This window comes from Vibrio sp. A1-1, from assembly GCF_021728175.1.
GTDB lineage: Bacteria > Pseudomonadota > Gammaproteobacteria > Enterobacterales > Vibrionaceae > Vibrio > Vibrio diabolicus.
The window spans coordinates 1-18,426 of record NZ_JAKKCL010000021.1 but is presented as its reverse complement, the minus strand read 5'-3'; the positions used below and the strand labels follow the sequence as shown (position 1 = coordinate 18,426).

At 46.8% G+C, this 18,426-nt stretch carries 15 protein-coding genes, 1 tRNA gene, 1 rRNA gene and 1 pseudogene; 7 read left to right on the top strand and 11 right to left on the bottom strand.

Features of this window, described 5'->3' with window-relative positions; genetic code table 11:
* Positions 1–11: 11 nt before the first annotated feature.
* On the bottom strand, positions 12–482 hold the full coding sequence (locus tag L3V30_RS21685; RefSeq protein WP_109170341.1) for an EVE domain-containing protein: 471 nt from the start codon (positions 480–482) through the stop codon (positions 12–14).
* Between the two features lie 47 nt (positions 483–529).
* On the opposite strand from L3V30_RS21685, the gene L3V30_RS21680 reads away from it, so the two are divergent.
* Together L3V30_RS21680 and L3V30_RS21675 are read left to right on the top strand one after the other, a co-directional pair.
* Positions 530–2,080: a hypothetical protein gene (locus L3V30_RS21680; protein ID WP_237309846.1), complete on the top strand. Its 1,551-nt coding sequence runs from the start codon at positions 530–532 to the stop codon at positions 2,078–2,080.
* On the top strand, positions 2,080–2,685 hold the full coding sequence (locus L3V30_RS21675; protein WP_237309844.1) for a tRNA-uridine aminocarboxypropyltransferase: 606 nt from the start codon (positions 2,080–2,082) through the stop codon (positions 2,683–2,685). Before L3V30_RS21680 ends, L3V30_RS21675 begins: the two co-directional genes overlap by 1 nt.
* A gap of 80 nt (positions 2,686–2,765) precedes the next feature.
* On the opposite strand, the gene L3V30_RS21670 is transcribed toward L3V30_RS21675, so the two are convergent.
* From L3V30_RS21670 to L3V30_RS21640, 7 genes and pseudogenes are all read right to left on the bottom strand, one after another.
* Positions 2,766–5,252, bottom strand: coding sequence for an EAL domain-containing protein (locus L3V30_RS21670; RefSeq protein WP_006743012.1), 2,487 nt, complete (start codon positions 5,250–5,252; stop codon positions 2,766–2,768).
* A 138-nt stretch (positions 5,253–5,390) separates the two neighbouring features.
* The gene (yigB, locus tag L3V30_RS21665; protein WP_145473428.1) at positions 5,391–6,107 is read right to left on the bottom strand and encodes a 5-amino-6-(5-phospho-D-ribitylamino)uracil phosphatase YigB; all 717 of its coding nucleotides are present in this window, start codon (positions 6,105–6,107) and stop codon (positions 5,391–5,393) included.
* An 8-nt stretch (positions 6,108–6,115) separates the two neighbouring features.
* Positions 6,116–7,048: a tyrosine recombinase XerC gene (xerC, locus tag L3V30_RS21660; RefSeq protein WP_012841287.1), complete on the bottom strand. Its 933-nt coding sequence runs from the start codon at positions 7,046–7,048 to the stop codon at positions 6,116–6,118.
* The gene (locus L3V30_RS21655) at positions 7,014–7,745 is read right to left on the bottom strand and encodes a DUF484 family protein (protein WP_006743009.1); all 732 of its coding nucleotides are present in this window, start codon (positions 7,743–7,745) and stop codon (positions 7,014–7,016) included. Before L3V30_RS21655 ends, xerC begins: the two co-directional genes overlap by 35 nt.
* On the bottom strand, positions 7,739–8,569 hold the full coding sequence (gene dapF / locus L3V30_RS21650) for a diaminopimelate epimerase (RefSeq protein ID WP_006743008.1): 831 nt from the start codon (positions 8,567–8,569) through the stop codon (positions 7,739–7,741). Before dapF ends, L3V30_RS21655 begins: the two co-directional genes overlap by 7 nt.
* Positions 8,570–8,579: 10 nt before the next feature.
* Positions 8,580–9,833, bottom strand: a complete 1,254-nt coding sequence (lysA, locus tag L3V30_RS21645; protein ID WP_006743007.1) for a diaminopimelate decarboxylase — start codon at positions 9,831–9,833, stop codon at positions 8,580–8,582.
* Between the two features lie 61 nt (positions 9,834–9,894).
* Positions 9,895–10,106: pseudogene (locus L3V30_RS21640) on the bottom strand (lipoprotein).
* On the opposite strand from L3V30_RS21640, the gene cyaY reads away from it, so the two are divergent.
* Positions 10,086–10,400: an iron donor protein CyaY gene (gene cyaY, locus L3V30_RS21635; protein WP_012841286.1), complete on the top strand. Its 315-nt coding sequence runs from the start codon at positions 10,086–10,088 to the stop codon at positions 10,398–10,400. The pseudogene L3V30_RS21640 and the gene cyaY sit on opposite strands and share 21 nt — an antisense overlap.
* A gap of 69 nt (positions 10,401–10,469) precedes the next feature.
* Here cyaY and L3V30_RS21630 read toward each other — a convergent pair whose 3' ends face one another.
* The gene (locus tag L3V30_RS21630) at positions 10,470–12,998 is read right to left on the bottom strand and encodes a class I adenylate cyclase (RefSeq protein ID WP_005393844.1); all 2,529 of its coding nucleotides are present in this window, start codon (positions 12,996–12,998) and stop codon (positions 10,470–10,472) included.
* A gap of 346 nt (positions 12,999–13,344) precedes the next feature.
* On the opposite strand from L3V30_RS21630, the gene hemC reads away from it, so the two are divergent.
* The 4 genes from hemC to L3V30_RS21610 are packed head-to-tail and all read left to right on the top strand — an operon-like array spanning position 13,345 to position 17,424.
* A complete protein-coding gene (gene hemC, locus L3V30_RS21625; protein WP_005393847.1) occupies positions 13,345–14,283 on the top strand; it encodes a hydroxymethylbilane synthase in 939 nt (312 codons plus the stop codon).
* A 2-nt stretch (positions 14,284–14,285) separates the two neighbouring features.
* Positions 14,286–15,014 carry a uroporphyrinogen-III synthase gene (locus tag L3V30_RS21620; protein ID WP_046874396.1) on the top strand — a complete coding sequence of 243 codons (729 nt, stop codon included), beginning with the start codon at positions 14,286–14,288 and terminating at the stop codon, positions 15,012–15,014.
* Positions 15,015–15,031: 17 nt separating this feature from the next.
* Positions 15,032–16,243, top strand: a complete 1,212-nt coding sequence (locus L3V30_RS21615; protein ID WP_237309842.1) for a uroporphyrinogen-III C-methyltransferase — start codon at positions 15,032–15,034, stop codon at positions 16,241–16,243.
* Entirely contained in the window at positions 16,243–17,424 is a 1,182-nt protein-coding gene (locus tag L3V30_RS21610) for a heme biosynthesis HemY N-terminal domain-containing protein (protein WP_005393852.1), read from the top strand. Before L3V30_RS21615 ends, L3V30_RS21610 begins: the two co-directional genes overlap by 1 nt.
* A gap of 721 nt (positions 17,425–18,145) precedes the next feature.
* Here the strand turns inward: L3V30_RS21610 and L3V30_RS21605 are convergent.
* Together L3V30_RS21605 and rrf are read right to left on the bottom strand one after the other, a co-directional pair.
* A tRNA-Ser gene (locus tag L3V30_RS21605) sits at positions 18,146–18,236 on the bottom strand.
* Between the two features lie 70 nt (positions 18,237–18,306).
* A 5S ribosomal RNA gene (gene rrf / locus L3V30_RS21600) occupies positions 18,307–18,423 on the bottom strand.
* Positions 18,424–18,426 lie beyond the last annotated feature (3 nt).

Sequence of the window (18,426 nt, the reverse complement as noted above, 5' to 3'; positions counted from 1 at the left end):
GCCCTTTTCTTTTATCGCTGACTTGGCAACTTCTCTTTGCCAAGGATCGCTTCCCACTCTTCTTCTGTCACAGGCATGATCGACAAGCGATTTCCACGTTTCACCAATGGCATGTTCTCAAGTTCTGGCATCGCTTTCATCACCGATAACGGAATCACTCGCGCCGTTTTACGCACGAATTCGACATCCACCATAATCCAACGCGGGTTGTCTGGGTCTGACTTTGGGTCGAAATAATCACTTTCAGGATCGAACTGGAAATGATCGGGATAGGCTTCTCTCACGACTTTAGCAATACCAGCAACACCAACATTCTTGCAAGAAGAGTGATAAATCAGGACTAAATCGCCCACCTTCACTTGGTCACGCATCATATTGCGCGCCTGATAATTACGAACTCCCTCCCAACATGAAACCTTTTGGGTTCGAAGCGTGTCAATAGAAAAGGTATCTGGTTCAGTTTTAAATAACCAATATGCCATAATGCCATCCGATGCCGATTGAGTAACAATAATGAGGAAGATATAACATGAAGGCTTTGAAAAACCCAGTGGCGCTTGCCACTCTGCTGGTTCTGCAAGCATGTAGTTCGCAGCCGCCACAATCTGGCGCTGCCGACCCAGCTTCTCCACCAGCCACCTTAGATAAGCCAGACACCATTCAACCTCAAACCTTTATGCTACGTGGAAAAGTGATCGTCGGTCACGAGAGCCAATACATCATGCCTTGTGGCAGCGACAAGCAATATTGGTTACAACTGTCACCACAGCAAATGCAACGAGCAATTCAGTTAAATAACGAGCCTTACCAGACCATGTATGGCGAGGTTATCGGCCATCTCAACCCACCGGGCATCGATGGGTTTTCTGCCGATTTCGATGCTAACTTTGTCGTGGAACAAGTGAACTTCCTCACAACGGAAAATCCAAACCGTTGTCAGCAACCAAACAAACCAACTCGCGTGTTTGGTAATGAGCCTTCTTGGTCGGCAAGCTTTGAGGCTAATGGACTGACATTCCAGCCAATCGGCAAACAAACCAAAAAATTAGCGATTAAGAGCAGTCAACTTCAACCTCGCCAGCGCACATATCAACTACAAGATGGTGAACTTCTCCTAACAGAAAACCTCTGCTCAGATACGATGAGTGATTCTTTGTATGGCTGGAAAGCGACGCTAAAACATGATGGCGACACTTATCAAGGTTGTGGTACAGCTGCAAACTTGGACGCTACGCTTGGCTGGGCCAATACCTATGTCGCGACTTCAACCCAATCACAAGGTTTTGAGGTGCAAATGACCTTAAACCCAGACCACAGCGCCACAACAAAATACAGTTACGCCAATGGGCAAGCACCGTTAATCGAACGTGGGTACTGGCAACAATTAAGTCCGTCTCAGGTTCAAGTCGTCATGACGTATCATCAACAACAAAGACTGATGTCAGAGCGACTGTTTACGCGAGAAGGCAATCAGCTCAAAGCGACCAAAGAAAAAGTCGGAAACTTGGTATACCCAATCGCCGATGGTGGTTTAGTGCTTTACCCTGCCACCGTTCGTGATGAGGGCATGATGCAACCAGCCGAGAAACGCGCCAACAAGCCCATCAGCAGTGCAGACGTACCTTCTAGTGCGGAGTTTGACTCCAAAGTAGATGCCGCCGTGCGCAACTACTTCTTCATTCACCAAACCAACCCCAACAACAACCAGTACCGTTGGCTAACTTACGACCTCAACGGCGATGGTAACGAAGAGCTATTAGTACAGCTGGATTGGTGTGGTTCCGGTGGCTGTACATTGCTGATCTTTGAACATCACGAAAAAGAGTGGCGCTTCAATAGCCGCATCACACTGGTACAAAGCCCAATTATGCTCGGCCAACAAACCTCTCATGGCTGGCAAGATCTTATTTTTAATGTCAGCGGTGGCGGATCTAAGGCAGCCCAACACGTGATGCAATACAGTGGGGTTAGCTACCCACTCAACCCAAGCATGGCACCAACGGCAACGCCAAACCAAATCAGTGGCGTGCGTCTGTTCTCGGATGGGATTAGCCCGGTTCGCGAAGGAGTTCGTCTGTAATGTCGCAACCGTGTCCAAATTGTGGTTTTCAATTCAACTGTATGTGCTCACTGGTGCCGAAACTTACCAGCGAGCACAACATCTTACTGTTGATGCATCCGAATGAACTGACGCGTGATACTAATACTGGCCAGCTACTAGAGCAGTGCCAACTCAATATTGAGCGAGTAATCTGGGACCGAAAACAACCACCAGCAGACTTGCTCGCTCGATTAGCTGATCCATCGCTGTATCCAGTGCTTCTGTTCCCAAGTGAAGAAAGCGTCACACTCGAACATGTGGCGATCCAAAGCCAACAACAAACCAAAACTCCGCTGTTTATTATTTTGGATGCCACCTGGCAAGAGGCGCGCAAGATGATCAACAAGAGCCGTTGGTTAGAAAGTATCCCTACTATGGCGCTGTCTGCCTCGGCGGACTCGCAATATCAGCTGCGACGCAACCAACAACAAGGTAACTTGTGCACGTTTGAAGTCGCCGCATATTTACTCGGACAACTAGGCGAGCAAAATAACCAGCAAAAAATGCTCACATTCTTTGCTCACTACCTTGCACTATTTCAAGCCGAAAAAAGTGGACACGCTCTCAAGCAATTACCTAACTAACGCAACTAAAACCGAATGGCTCAAAATAAAAACGCAGCCAAGGCTGCGTTTTTATTGGAATGGTTTCACGTGAAACACAACTAAAACAAACGCGTAGGTTCACCCAAGTAGTAGCCTTGCAGATAGTCGACGCCCATATCCTGCGCGATTTTACACACCTCTCGATTGTGGACAAACTCCGCCACCGTCTCCGCGTTAAACACCTGACATAAACGCACCAACTGAGAAGCTATTTTGCGCTGCTTTAAGTCTTTATCGATATCACGAATCAAGCTACCATCGAGCTTTATGACTTCCGGCTCCAGCTTTAGGATTTCATCAATATTGGAATAGCCTGAGCCAAAATCATCAACAATGATACGCGCTCCTAAGCTTCTGAAATGACTGCATACTTCGATCATTCGACCGTAGTCTTTGATTTGCTCAGATTCCAACACTTCCAAACCAATTCGCCTAGGGTCATTGAGCTGACAAATTTCATGCTCTAAAAGCATTAAAGTTTTATCACTAAGCAAATCTTGCGGCGACAAGTTAATAGAAAAGTCACCTTGCTTATCTCGCATGTAATGTAACGTAGAATGGATCATGTGCCGACTCAATCGAGTATAAAGATGCGTATCGGAAATAATAGGCAGGAAGCGCCCTGGCGCAATTACCGTTCCATCCTCCTCCAAAATGCGAACCAAACATTCTTGGCTTGCCAATTTATGGCTATCCGCATGCACTATCGGCTGGCTATAGGTGATGATGTTCTGTTTGAGAATGGCTTTACTGACGCAGCTCAACCATCCAAGTTGCTCTTTACGCACATCCTCACTGACTTCGATGTCTTTCGCATTGCAGATATGGGTATTACTGCGCACACCGGAACGCCTCGCTTCAATGCCTTTAAGCAATAGCTCATCCGCAGAAGCTGATGGAAAATCTCGACGACTCACTAAGCCACCGCACAGCGAGATAGAAAGATAATCTATTTCGCGCAGACCAATTGGTTCAAAATTAGTTTGCTCTACCGCGTCGGCAAAACGAGTAAAGTGCTGTTTGATGGTTTCGCTGCTTTGGTCAGCTTTAAATATGAACGCCCACTCACCAACCCCAATACTATAAAGCTGCAAAGCCGTTGGCATGCCAAAACGCTTTCGCAGTCGATTCGTAAAATGCATTGAGAGGTCTTTAAGTAGCTGATCCCCTACTCTATAACCGTATTTTTCATTGATATGGCTGAAGTTAAGTAGCTTTAGAGTCAGCAAGTGCTCATCCAAATCGATGCTACTCAGCCGCTCTTGCAGCGCGACTCGGTTTTGTAATCCAGTGCGACTATCTCGCCGATAGCTTTCTTGTAACTTGCGCGTTTGGCGATCGAGTTGATACCCCATATGCGCGTTCATATGGTTGAGGTCGCCAATCGCATTTCGAATCAAGCTAAACAATGGTGAAATAGAGGAGCTAACGGGCGACTTAGGCAAGTTCAATGCTTGTACTTCGTCTCCCTCTCGCATCGCTAAATACGTCAGACTGTGATGAAGAATTTCTGGCTGTCCAATACCGCCATGCAGTTCCCCCATACAATAACTACCAAACGTCGTCGCGATATCTTTGAAGGCTTGGACTTCGTCGCTGCTGTCAATAAAGTCTAACCGTGACGCGCAGTTAAAAATCATCACGACTTCAGGTTGGTGCATGGCTAACTCAACCACACCATGTCGCACCTGTTCGAGCGTTAATGAGGGGTGGTTATAGCAAAATTGTACTTCGTCACCAAGACACCAAGGCCTGTCGAAACTCATACTGCCATCAGCGTGTAGCTCCGTTACCGTGCAAACTTCCTTACGCCCCAAACTTTCTCGATACAAAGGAAAGCTGAGCAGTTGACTCAGCGTCACATCATGGCCATCCGCCAAATAACGCTTGTATACGTCCAACGCTTTCTGTTCACCTAAGCAATACAAGCGCGTTCCTTTTGCATGGGTGACTTTATGTGGCATGCCAATCGGGTTCCATTCCGAATACGCATCCGTCCATAGCTTCAAGGTATCGCTGTGCAAAGCTACGGCGACCACGGCATTATCGTAAACTCGGTTTTGATATAGCACCCAACAGCCATCATCAATACTCTGCGCCAACCCTCCAGAGATCACGACTTCTTCACTAGCGAAGGTTTGAAACAAGGGATAGTCACGTCGTTCAATTTGCACAGCAAAGCTGAGGATCACTTGCGAATTGTGCTGCAACAGAAGCGAGCGTTTGAGCTCTCCACCATCAATATCGGGGGAGTAAGAGTAGGTTTGTACAGCAGAAGTAAGCGTGGTTTGTTCGAACTCAGTCACACTGATCAGGCAGCCAGAGGTAAATATCTCCCCCTCCAGAATGACATTACGCGTACTATGCCCCACGACATGAGCATTCGGCAGCAACAATAAAACAGCGTCCGCAAGTGTGGTCGTAAAGTCGCGTGATTGAGTCGACAATATTTGCACCAAATATTGTTTACTTGAAGATAACTGAGAAGTGACTAAAAAGTCATTTAACTGACTGACATCATAAACCAGTTTTGAAAAAGCTCGCATGCACCTACCACTGCCGTAACACTATCTTCACCACGACGTGTGGCGTTACTCTTTTTACTTAATAGTGAATAATTTACGTGGCTTTACGCTGCTTTTCTAGACACAAAATGAGATTAGAATGGATTAATGCGAAAGCAATTAAAAAAGTGTGAGTAACGGCTGCAAACTATTGATTTCAATATCAGGTAAAGTACGTGTTTTTGAATGGTTAATGACATTTTTATTCATATCATTGAACCAACAAGCCGCAAAACCAGCCGACTTTGCACCATGCACATCTGTGGTTAGGTGATCACCGACATGCAGAATATTCTCTGCTGGAATATCCAAGAACCGTTTCGCCTTAGTAAACATATCGGTGGCGGGTTTCGCTAACCCATCTGGCCCCGCTTTGAGCACACATTGAAAATACGGCGTTAAGCCAATTTTATCTAAATCGACGTTGCCGTTTGTGATCGCCACGAGCGGAACTCGCTCTCCCAGTTGTGTCAAAACATCTAAGCTTGATTGGGGCACTTCAAACTGACTGCGCCAATCCAAAGCGAGCTGCACGCCCTCTTCAGCTGCGGCTTGAGCTTGCGCTTCATCATAGCCAACTGAAAGAAAACCATGCTTTAGCTGCACTAAACGCCAAAGCGTCACATCGCTTCTGAGATCCGGTCTCTGCTGGAGCACATGTTTTTTTACCTGCATCCAATCAGCCTTATCCATGTGCGCCACGGCTGGATGTGTTTGTTGCAACCAAGTCAGCAACTCACGCTCCATACGGATAATCACCGGGTAATTGTCGTACAGCGTGTCATCAAGATCGAAGGTCATGGCCTTAATAGGCTCGATACGGCGATAAAATTTCATACTTCGGCTCACTCCCCGTTCTTTTTACGTGCGCGTGGGTGGGCTTGGTCGTAGGCTTGCGCTAAATGTTGGAAATCCAAGTGCGTGTAGATTTGGGTCGTCGAAATGTTCTCGTGTCCTAAAAGCTCTTGCACCGCACGTAAGTTATTGCTGGATTCGAGCATATGTGTCGCAAACGAGTGACGCAATTTATGCGGACTAATATGGCTCGCCACAGACTGTTTCTGTCCCCATTCTGCCATGCGTTTTTGCACGCTACGGTGCGAAATACGCGTTCCGAGTTTAGACACAAACAAGGCGGGTTCACCTGGCGCAGCAAGATCGCCCCTGACTTTCAACCACTTGGCAACCCATTCAGTTGCCATGCCAGAGAATGGAACTTTACGTTCTTTATCGCCTTTACCGATAACACGAAGCTCGCCACTGCGCAGTTGTACATCACGTACATCCACACTCACCAACTCAGCCAAACGCAAGCCTGCACCGTACATCAGCTCCATCATGGCGCGATCACGCACAGCCAACGGGTCGTCTTCGTTGACCTCAAGCAGTTGGCTCACTTCATCAACATCGAGGTTTTTCGGCAACGGGCGCTTTTTACGTGGTGCTGAAACCCCTTTGGCAGGGTTAGCTGACATCTCGCCACGCAGAATAAGGAAATCGAAAAAGCTACGCAGCGATGAGAGGCGCGTCGCCAAACTGCTGGCTTTCATGCCTTCCCGCATGCCCTTACCTGCTAATTGGCGCACCCAGCCTGCATCAACTTGAGACCAATCTTTAAGTCCCATTTCAGCCAAGTGCTGCGCCATGGTTTCTAGCTGCTGTTTGTAATTGCGTTGAGTATGTAGGCTGAGCCCCTTTTCGCTTCGTAAGAATTCATAGAAGCGCTCAAGAGGCTTTTGCAGACTATTTGGCAGAGGAGTGTTGGGAGTTGTCGTCATCGTAACTTTGCCATACCAATGTTTGAGCGAGATGTGCCACTACTAATGATAGGTGACGCAAAAACAAGGTATCCATATCTGGTTGAAAATGACCGCCATCCTCACTAGAAAAAGCAAGCACGCCCAGTGTTTGCTGTTTCACGAGCGGCAGTACCACATAGGACCCCATTTCCGGCACATCCATATTGCCAAACAAAGCTTCACGATCCACTTTACGCAGACGCCCTAAGTACGCGTCTTTGCCATTTAAGTGAGTGGTCGCAAAACGTTGATAACTTTCCTTACTCAATTGAATAGATGCGTCGCATTGACTAAACAATCGAACAAACGCGCGTAAGCCCAGTGCTTTAGCTTTCTCTTCAATAGAATGAATGACTTGTTTAAAGTCACCACACTTTAGAATCTGCCCCTGCAAATCCATAAATTCGTAAAAGGTGCGATCGTTGTTCGCCGCAAGCGACATCAGTGTGGTGATCTCTTCCTCTAACTCTTCAATGCGCTGACGTTGGCGATTCATTTGTATGTGCACCAAAGACACCGCACCCAAGTCTGAGTGTGGGAAAGATAGACGATCCACAAGCTCCGGACGCTGCACAAAAAAATCGGGATGATCTTTGAGGTACTCGGCCACCACTTCAGCCGTTAAGGCATCTGCTTCTACTTGAGACAAACCGTTTCCTTTTTCTTCTACTAGCAAGACAATTGACCATCAAATACATGCGTTGTAGGTCCAGTCATAAACAACGGCTTACCCGGACCTTGCCACGCAATTCGCAGTTCACCACCTGGTAGAGAAACCTTAACGTTTTCGTCCAGCAGACCCTGAAGAATCCCTACCGCTACCGCCGCGCATGCGCCGCTACCACAAGCTTGTGTTTCACCTGCGCCTCGCTCGTAAACTCGAAGACGAATATGGTCACGACTCACCACCTGCATAAAGCCAGCGTTGACGCGCTCTGGAAAACGCTCGTGCGACTCAAGCAGCGGGCCTAATGTATCGACATCAGCAGTATCCACGTCATCAACCACCGTCACCACATGCGGGTTACCCATGCTTACCGCGCCACAGAACAGCGTTTTTTCACCAGCGCGCATGATGTAGGTTTTCTCTTTTTGCTTGGCTTTAAAAGGAATCTTGTTCGGCTCAAACTCTGGAACGCCCATGTTGACCGTCACTTCTCCATCATCTTCGATGTTGAGAATCATCTTTCCTTTTTTGGTGCTTACGCTGATGCTGTATTTATTGGTCAACCCTTTTAAGCGAACAAAACGCGCGAAGCAGCGCGCGCCATTCCCGCACTGCTCGACTTCACTACCATCGGCATTGAAAATCCGATAATGGAAATCAGTTTCAGGGTCGTAAGGGGCTTCTACCACGAGCAATTGGTCAAAACCAACGCCGGTATGACGATCCGCCAAACGGCGGATCAGGTCTTGCGAGAAAAACACGTTCTGGGTAATACAGTCGACGACCATGAAGTCGTTGCCCAAACCGTGCATTTTGGAAAAGTGGAAATGCATTTGTTGTGTGTTACTCCGGTAGAATCTGTTCCAGCTGCCACAAACTGGTCAGCTCCTCACGCTGGCGAACTAAGTGGCTTTGTTTACCATCCACCATTACTTCTGCCGCTCGGGTACGAGTATTGTAGTTCGAAGACATCACAAAACCATAGGCACCTGCTGAACGAACCGCGAGTAGATCACCTTCTTGCAAAACGAGTGCGCGATCTTTACCCAAGAAGTCGCCAGTTTCACAAATAGGGCCAACCAAATCGTAAGTCTGTGCTTCACCCGTGCGCGGCGAAACTGGCACGATATCTTGCCATGCTTGGTATAGTGCAGGACGCATCAAGTCGTTCATTGCCGCATCGATGATGGCAAAGTTCTTGTGCTCAGTATGTTTTAAAAACTCAACACGCGTTAGCAAGATACCTGCATTCGCAGCAATTGCTCGGCCCGGCTCAAAAATCAGCTCCAAGTCTTGGTGATTTTCAAGACGACCTAGTAACGCTTTGGCGTAATCTGAAGGCTGTGGTGGTAACTCATCACGATAGACCACACCCAAACCACCGCCGACATCAAGGTGACGAATGTTAATGCCTTGCGCTTTTAAATCATCAATCAGAGCTAATAAACGGTCTGTCGCGTCGATAAATGGGTCGATATTGGTCAGCTGAGAACCAATGTGGCAGTCGATGCCTTGCACATTCAAGTTCGGCAGGCTTTGCGCGAATTTATAAACATCTGGCGCACGATCAAATGCAATGCCGAATTTATTGTCGCGAAGACCAGTCGAAATGTAAGGGTGTGTTTTCGCGTCGACATCTGGATTGATACGCAGAGAAATTGGCGCAATCACACCAAGCTCACCCGCAACCTTGTTCAAACGTTCTAGCTCTGGCTCAGATTCAACGTTGAAACATTTGATACCTAGCTCAAGAGCGCGCTTCATTTCTGCAGGTGTTTTCCCAACACCAGAGAAGACGACTTTCTTCGGATCACCGCCTGCGGCAATCACACGCTCAAGTTCACCACCTGATACGATATCAAAGCCCGAACCCAAACGCGCCAGTGCGTTCAATACGCCTAGGTTTGAGTTCGCTTTCACCGCGTAGCAAACTAGATGAGGATGTTGACCCACAGCACTATCAAACGCCTTCCAGTGGCGCTCTAGCGTGGCTCGAGAATATACGTAAAGAGGAGTGCCATATTGCTCTGCAAGAGCTTGAAGTGGGACGTCTTCGGCCCAAAGCTGGCCATCATCCTGATAGTTGAAGTAATCCAAAATTCGCTTCCCTTATTTTATTCGACTGCTGAACCCTAATTTCACCCTAAGGCGCGGTTATTTATTGTGATTGCTCATTCTGTTGAGTGTCATCTGGAATGTATAGTGAGCCAGACTGGCCACATCCCGCTAACGTCGCGGCAACCATCACAAACAACACAGTAACTAATTTTTTCATTTCGCATATCGTGATTATTGAATCAATGCCCCCTATAATCGCACCACACTCAGGAAAAGCAATAGGATAGACGGATGAACGATACTGAATTTCATCAACTGGTGGATGCGCAGATGCAAATCATCGAAGAATCCATCGATGATTCAGGCGCAGACATTGATTACGAAGTCACTGGCAACGTAATGACATTGGAATTTGAAGACCGCAGCCAAATCATCATTAACCGCCAAGAGCCGATGCATGAGATCTGGCTAGCGTCCAAATCTGGTGGTTTCCACTTCAAACTTATTGAAGATAAATGGACCTGCTCAAAAACGGGCATGGAGCTATTTGAAATGGTGAAGCAAGAGTGTGAAAAGCACGCGGGCGAAGCCATTGATTGGGCATAATGCTGGTCAATCGTCACCAAAACAAAAAGAGCACCGAAGTGCTCTTTTTGTTTATTGATACGGGTTTAATTACGCGTTTACCGCTTTCGTCGGACGATGCGGCGAGCAACCATCATTACGATAAGGGATGATATAAGCATTGCCCTCTTCAGGATGGATAATCTGGTAGTACTGCGGCAGGTTAAAGTTGATAAATTTCGACGCAACACGACTGTCGTCTTTTACTGATGTGTAAAAGCTGTTCACGGACGAAATCATCTCGTCTTTGGAGCCACTGAATTGGTGATACACTTCAACTTGGTTTGACTCATCCAACACATAAATATTGAAGCCATCTTCATTATCTTCAAAGAAGAACTGCACCAGACCTTCACTGGCAAAACCATCCACCGCTTCTGGCATTTGATACTCTTGCTCACGATCGAGCATTAATAGCGGCGAGCCTTTAAGTTTGTTAGTAGAAATACTACGATAGAAATCAATGGAGTTTTCTAACTTCTGCACCGACACGCCACGACGTTCAAAGAACAGCCCGTAAGTTTGGTTACCGAGGCGCATCGCTTTAAAGCGGCGACGTTTTTCTTGCTCTACTGGCTTCAAGCGTAAGTCGATACATTCCGCTAAAAGCTGGTAGACCATATTACGCATAACACCACGCATGTTCTTCGCATAACAGAACACATCCACCGATTCTGGTGGCAACGCGTCTTGGTGCATTTTGCCCAGAATGGTTTTCAGTGCGTCCAGCATCGCCGTTTCCCCTTTGAAATGCAGCGTACGCACTTCATGCCAGGAGTTACGGTAAACCAAGTCGACACTGCCGACTAAATTTTTATGTTCCGGACCAAAACTGAAGATATCGGTATTTTTCACATCCACTTTCAGTGAACGGCCCGAAAGCTCTGACGTAGGATCATTTTCAAAGTTGATGAACATCGCTAACTGGCTGATCTCACATGGGCTCGCTAATGCCTGCATCGTCGGACGGCGCTTACGCAGCGCAAAAGTATTTCGTAAGTCGCTCACCATTTGGTAGAACTTATCGATATCCAGTTGCGCTTCACGCACTACCGCGTGCAAACGAGTCGACTCGGTGATTAAACCATTAAAGAATGCCCAAGAGACTAACTTGCTCAAGTATTCATGATGTTCTAAGTATGGCTGCCCCAAAATGCGGTGCGCGATCAGAGGTTGTTTATAGAGATACCAACCAGACTTGTTCACACCACCATCTTTCACTTCGATGAAGCTTAAATCCGGTTCATGCAAATCAGGGGAAATCTGTGGGTTGAGCAACGTCACTTTGCCCGGCAATACTTCAAAAGCGGCGTAAAGCTTACGAGCCAAAATACTGATGTCTTGCGGGCTGATAGCGGAGGTAATGTCGTTGCGACGCGCAAATTGAATCAAATTACGGTAGCTCTGCATCAACGCATCCAGCAACGCATGATGCACCACTTTTACCTGTTCAACTTTCCAGTTGCGGCGATCATCGAGCTCAGCAACAACGCTGGCATCCCAATCCCATTTTGCAATCATGTCGCTCAGCGCTTCACGGCGCCAAGCCACTGAACCAACATCCGGTTCACGCGACAACTTTTCATGGGTTTTGAGATAGAAGCAACGGCGCACCAAATCCAAACGAGTGTCGTCTTGGATTCGCTCTAAATAGCGAGTCACTTTTTCCAGCATTAAGTAGTACGCATCCATACCGTAGAGATCTGGCTCATGGGCAAAGAAACGACGTTTGGTGTCGATGCTTAGCAGCTGCGTATGCGGGTATTCCCACGAATAAGCTTCAAGCAGAATGGCTTTTAATACCGATTTGTAGGGAGAATCGATACTTTTGTATAGCTGCCACAAGTTCGAGCCGAAGTACTCTTCAGCAGGAATGCGGTTCAATTTACCAAAGTCGATCCATTCACTACAGTCAATGTAACCTTCACTGCACAATTGAGAAACGTACTCGTCGTAACACTCTTCCATTTCTGGCGGCACTATTTGCCATAATAAACGCTGTCCAGCAATACGCACCGCGCTGCGATAGAATTCATCAAGCAAAAGTAAATGCTGAGATGAGCCACAGTTATCACCTGTCATCTCTTCAGAATGGTTGCTTCTAAAACGTTCTTCATCCATTAAGAAGAAGTTCGCCTCCACCCCTTGGCTTTGTGCCCAGTCGGTGATCAGCAAGCATTTATTGGTCAGCAATTCTCGCTCGTCACAATCCATATCTGGCGAAATACACACCCAAATATCTAAATCACTAGAAGTACTTTGACCAATTGATGAGGTACTACCCATGGTGTATAAGCCCAAGATAGCCGGCTTCTCTGCCGTCTTAAGTGGCTGACCAATCGCGAGTTGAATGTCATCAATGAATTGCTGTTGAATGCTATTTAGCGCCAGCCCATGTACACCAAACGGGACATCTGCATCGTAATAGCCAGGAATCACAGGGTGGTTGTAGTTCAACAAGGCAGGAATCAAGTGGAAGACTTGCTGGCTTTGCGAATCCATAAGCGCCAGCGCGCGATCAACTCGCTGCTGATTCAAATTATCTAGTCGCTGAATGATTTTTTGGGTGTAAGCCTGCAAGGGGAATTCCTTGGTTGAACAATCACGAAAATCTGCTGACGTTTTAAACCAAAACGGCCTAAAAACGTGATCAATTTAACACTTTTATTGGTGCGGGTAAAGTTTCACGCCCACGCACCACTCAGGATGCAAAACCATACTTTAGTCACAAAATTAATCGCGCGGTAGTGTCGCTCTTATTACCTATTACTAATAATAGTCCTTAGTCTAATTGAGAATCCAGTCACACTATTTTCATAACGTCATGTGATTCCATTCATAGCTCTCAGAGATAACGAACTAACAGTAAGCATTTCTTGATGAGAATGGTAGGATAAACCCAAATCCAAACAGCATTGAGAAGATCATGACACAATCCACACCTATTCGCATTGCAACTCGAAAAAGCCCTCTTGCTTTATGGCAAGCTTACTTTGTCAAAGACGCCCTTCAAGCCGCTCACCCTGGCTTGGAAGTCGAGTTAGTAACCATGGTGACCAAAGGTGACGTGATTTTAGATACACCGCTAGCAAAAGTTGGCGGCAAAGGCTTATTCGTAAAAGAGCTTGAAGTCGCAATGCTAGAAGGCCGTGCAGACCTTGCCGTTCACTCAATGAAGGACGTGCCCGTCGATTTCCCGGAAGGTCTTGGCCTCGTGACCATTTGTGAACGTGAAGACCCTCGTGATGCTTTCGTCTCCAATACCTATAGCAATATTGATGAACTCCCTCAAGGTGCAGTGGTTGGTACTTGCAGTTTGCGCCGTCAATGCCAACTGAAAGAATATCGTCCAGATATCATCATTAAAGAGCTCCGCGGTAATGTGGGCACTCGCCTTGGTAAGCTAGATGCGGGTGAATACGATGCGATCATTCTTGCTGCGGCTGGCCTTAAACGATTGAAACTTGAAGAACGCATTCGTAGCTTTATCGAGCCAGAGCAATCATTACCTGCGGTAGGCCAAGGTGCTGTCGGTATTGAGTGCCGCCTTGACGATGAAAGGCTGCTTAAGCTACTTGAGCCGCTTAACCACCAAGACACCGTAGACCGCGTTTTGTGTGAGCGCGCAATGAACCTGACGCTAGAAGGCGGCTGTCAGGTACCTATCGGCAGCTATGCCCTGCTAGATGGCGATAACATTTGGCTACGCGCATTAGTTGGCGAACCAGATGGCAGCGAAATTGTTCGTGGTGAAATCCGTGGCCATCGTAAAGACGGCGAAACGTTAGGAGTGCAGTTAGCCAATGAACTACTGGATAACGGCGCTCGTGAAATCCTAACTAAGCTGTACGCAGATCACGAATAATCATGGCAGTGTTGGTCACTCGGCCGGGAGAGCAAGGCAACGCGCTTTGCTCTCTGCTCGAAAGGCACGGCATTTCCGCATATCACCATCCTCTGATCGACATTGTCGCCGATCTCACGGACACGCACCTCTCTAAACACCTGCATCAAGCTCAAATTGTTATCGCTGTTAGTCGACATGCCGTGCAATGTGCACAGCAAATCTTAGCCAGCAACGAGACATCATGGCCGAAACAAGCCATTTACCTTGCCGTTGGTCAAAAAACAGCACACTATTTAAGCAAATGTACCCAACAGAAAGTACACTATCCCCAAGTCAGTGATAGTGAACATTTATTGCGACTGCCAGAGCTCAATAATGTGGCCCAACAACAGGTTCTTATCCTTCGTGGGAACGGTGGAAGAGAGCTGATCAAAGATGCATTGGTGAGACGTGGCGCAAAAGTTCACTATAGTGAGACTTACAAGAGAGAATTCATCCCATTCGATCCAGTAAGCTGTGTCTCACTATGGAAAACCCTACAAATTGACCAGATCATCGTCACCAGTGGTGAGCAACTGGATTATTTGTGCAGCCAATTGACGTCAGAGCAATTGACTTGGCTTAATCAACAAGAGTTGTATATCCCCAGTCAGCGTATCGCTGACATCGCACTTCAAAGGGGGTTCACTCGGGTGAGATGCACGGGAAGCGCATCCAACCAGGAATTACTGGCGGCTCTCCAGCCCTAGCTACACAGGATATAGGCATGACAAGTAAAAATAACGACCAAAAAAATAACGATAAAAACCTTTCCGAAGAAACCTCATCGGCACCGCTAGCCGAAAAAAGCACATCGCAGCAGGATGCGGCCCCTAAAAAAGAACAGCCAAAAGTGGCCGAGCCCCCAAAAACAGCCGAGCCAACCAAAGTCGAATTTGAAGAAAAACAAGGTAAGCGCGGAGTTAAACTAGGCACAGTCGCTATCATCTTATCGATTATTTTTGGCGGTGGCCTCGCATACAAGCTGCATCAGCAGCAAGCCGATTACCAAGCGCAGATCGCCCAACTAAAAAGTCAGCTAGAAAACACTCAAGCTTCCATGAAGCAAGAGCTCAGCCGGGTACAAGAAGAAACCATCGAGAAAGCAACGACCGTGACACACAAAGCGGAAGTGGTACTTGGACAGCAACAGAAGAGCATTGAAAGCTTACAGCTTGCCATTGCCGATGTGAAAGGTCGCCGACCAAACGACTGGCTACTTGCTGAAGCCGATTACCTCGTCAAATTAGCAGGTCGTAAACTGTTCTTAGAGCATGACGTAGAAAGCGCCACTCAACTAATGGAAAGTGCTGATCAACGCATTGCAGCACTGAATGACCCTAGCCTCGTCAAACTACGTAAAGCAATGGCGAACGATATCACCAAACTTCGTACTATCCCGCTGATTGACCGTGATGGATTGGTACTACGCTTAACTGCTCTGCAACAGCAAGTAGACAAGCTACCTCTCGCCAATGCACTACTCCCAGAAGCAGAAGTCGTAGAGAACACTGAAGTGTCTGAAGATATTGCAAACTGGCAAGATAACTTAATGACCTCTCTGAAGGACTTTTCAGAAAACTTCATTACCTTCCGCACGCGCGATGGTAACGTCATTCCACTGCTTTCTCCTGAGCAACACTTTTACCTAAAAGAAAACATCAAAGCCAAATTGGAGACCGCAATAAAAGCGGTGTACCAAGAGCAAGGTGAAATTTACACCACGTCTCTAAAAACGGCCGACAAATGGGCATTAGCTTTCTTCAACCAAGACGATAATTCCGTTAAAGAGTTCAACAAAACTGTTAACCAGTTAAGCCAGCAAAACATTCAAGTGGAATACCCAACGAAACTGCAAAGTCAGTCTCAACTATCAGATGTCATCCGTGAGCGCCTACGTCGCGAAGTCACAACGATGACAGGTATGGAGGATAAGTAATGTTTCGTCTTATTTTCCTATTTGTTGTACTAGGTGCAGGACTATTTGTTGGCACTCAATTTTCTGGTCAGCAAGGCTATGTACTCATCTCCATCGCTGAGAAAACGATCGAGATGAGCGTAACGACATTGGTCGTATTCGTTATCGCAGCACTCGCAGGTCTTTTTCTACTTGAGTACCTAATTAAAAAGCTAGTTTACGCAAGTTCTACAACATGGAACTACTTCAGCGTGCGCAAAATGCGCCATTCCCGTCGATACACCAATGAAGGCATTATTAAACTCCTTGAAGGAGACTGGAAAGGTGCCGAGAAAAAAGTGACTCGTTGGGCAAATCATCACGATATGCCGCTACTTTGTTACTTAGTCGCGTCTGAAGCTGCACAAGGTCAAGGTGATAAAGCAAAACGTGATCACTACCTGGAGCTAGCAAGCCAGCAAGAGAATGCTCATCTCGCAGTAGAGCTGACTCGAGCGAAACAATTTATCCGCGACAACGAGTTCGAGGCTGCTTTCGATACTTTGCAATCGTTAAAAGGTCAGTATGCGAGTAATTCGATTGTATTGAACTTGCTGAAAACAACGTACATGCAGCTAAAATTGTGGCAACCTCTTATTGACCTCTTGCCACAATTAACCAAAGCAAAACTCATCACGGAAGAAGAACACGCAGAGCTGATTCAAAAGGCGCAATGCGGCTTACTCCATGAAGTAGCACAGCAGCAAGGTAGCGAAGGGCTTATCTCTCATTGGAATGGCCTTGCACGCAAAGTAAAACAAGACACACACCTAGTCGCCTGTTTTGCTCGTGAGTTGATAGCCCGGAAAGCAGATGCTGAAGCCTTTACTGTGCTAAAAGAAGCATTGAAAAAACAACCGGCTCCTGAGCTTTATCAACTACTGCCAGATCTAAACCTGCCAGATATCCACCCTGTCGTGGTTTTCTTAGAGGGAGTAGTGAAGAAAGAGCCAGATAACGCCGCAGCGCATAGCGCATTAGCGCACTTCTATTTCCGTCAAGAGAAGTGGCAAGAAGCCCAAGACCACTTTGAGATCGCCTTAAAGCTTCGCTCTGACGTCTCTGATTATGCATTCCTAGCAGATACACTAGAGAAGCAGAATCTAACTAAAGCCGCTCACGAAGTCTCTCGTAAAGCTCTCACGCTCGTCCAGAACGACTAAGTAGCAGTCATCTAACCAAGCCGGCAGTTTACTGTCGGCTTTTTTATTGCCTGTCACTCATCAACACTCCACAAACCTGCAATATCCACTAGAGCTAATGCCCTGCAATCGCCTGAACTTCATTGGGAAGCCCTGCAAAGCTTCCTTAATTCGTTCCAAGCAGCACTCCATTAAGCCCAATAAAATCCTCTAAAAAATAGCTTGCACACTTTCTTCAAGGCGAACAACCAAATATAAGTTTCTAGGAAGGAGCTCTACTAACAAAATACAGGTAACTTGAAATAGTGCAGGAAGCAAAAATAGGTACATAAGCTCCGATACTCTCCATTCTCTTCAATGAAGGACTGTCCTATACAATGCTTAGAGCGTATTTATTGTACCAACTAGGGCAAGATAGCGAATAGCCATTAGGTAACACTAAGATCGCTAACGCACGTAACATAGAGTAAAGAGTAAAGACAAGTCTCTTGTTAACAGAAACACTTCACCCTTAGAGGTAGGAATGCCAATACTCAGACTTGATGGTTCTCGTTAGAAGATAAAGTTATGAACTTCTGTCGCAGCACAACCCGTGGATAGCGAGAACGCGCTTAAAGCAAGGCTTCTCAAGTGACATAGTGCAGGGATACGTTCGACTAAGGGATTAAGTCCAGTCCCTAACAAATTTCCAAGCGTCAGAAACGAAGAAAGCCTCGCTATTTCTAGCGAGGCTTCTGAATAGTGGCGGAGAGATAGGGATTTGAACCCTAGATACGCTATTAACGTATGCCGGTTTTCAAGACCGGTGCTTTCAACCACTCAGCCATCTCTCCACAAATTGTCATCAACAGATTAGTACACTGATGATGTTGTTACTTGTCTATGCAAATAACGATATTTAAAGCCTGGCGATGTCCTACTCTCACATGGGGAAGCCCCACACTACCATCGGCGCTATTTCGTTTCACTTCTGAGTTCGGCATGGAAATCAGGTGGGTCCAAAATGCTATGGTCGCCAAGCAA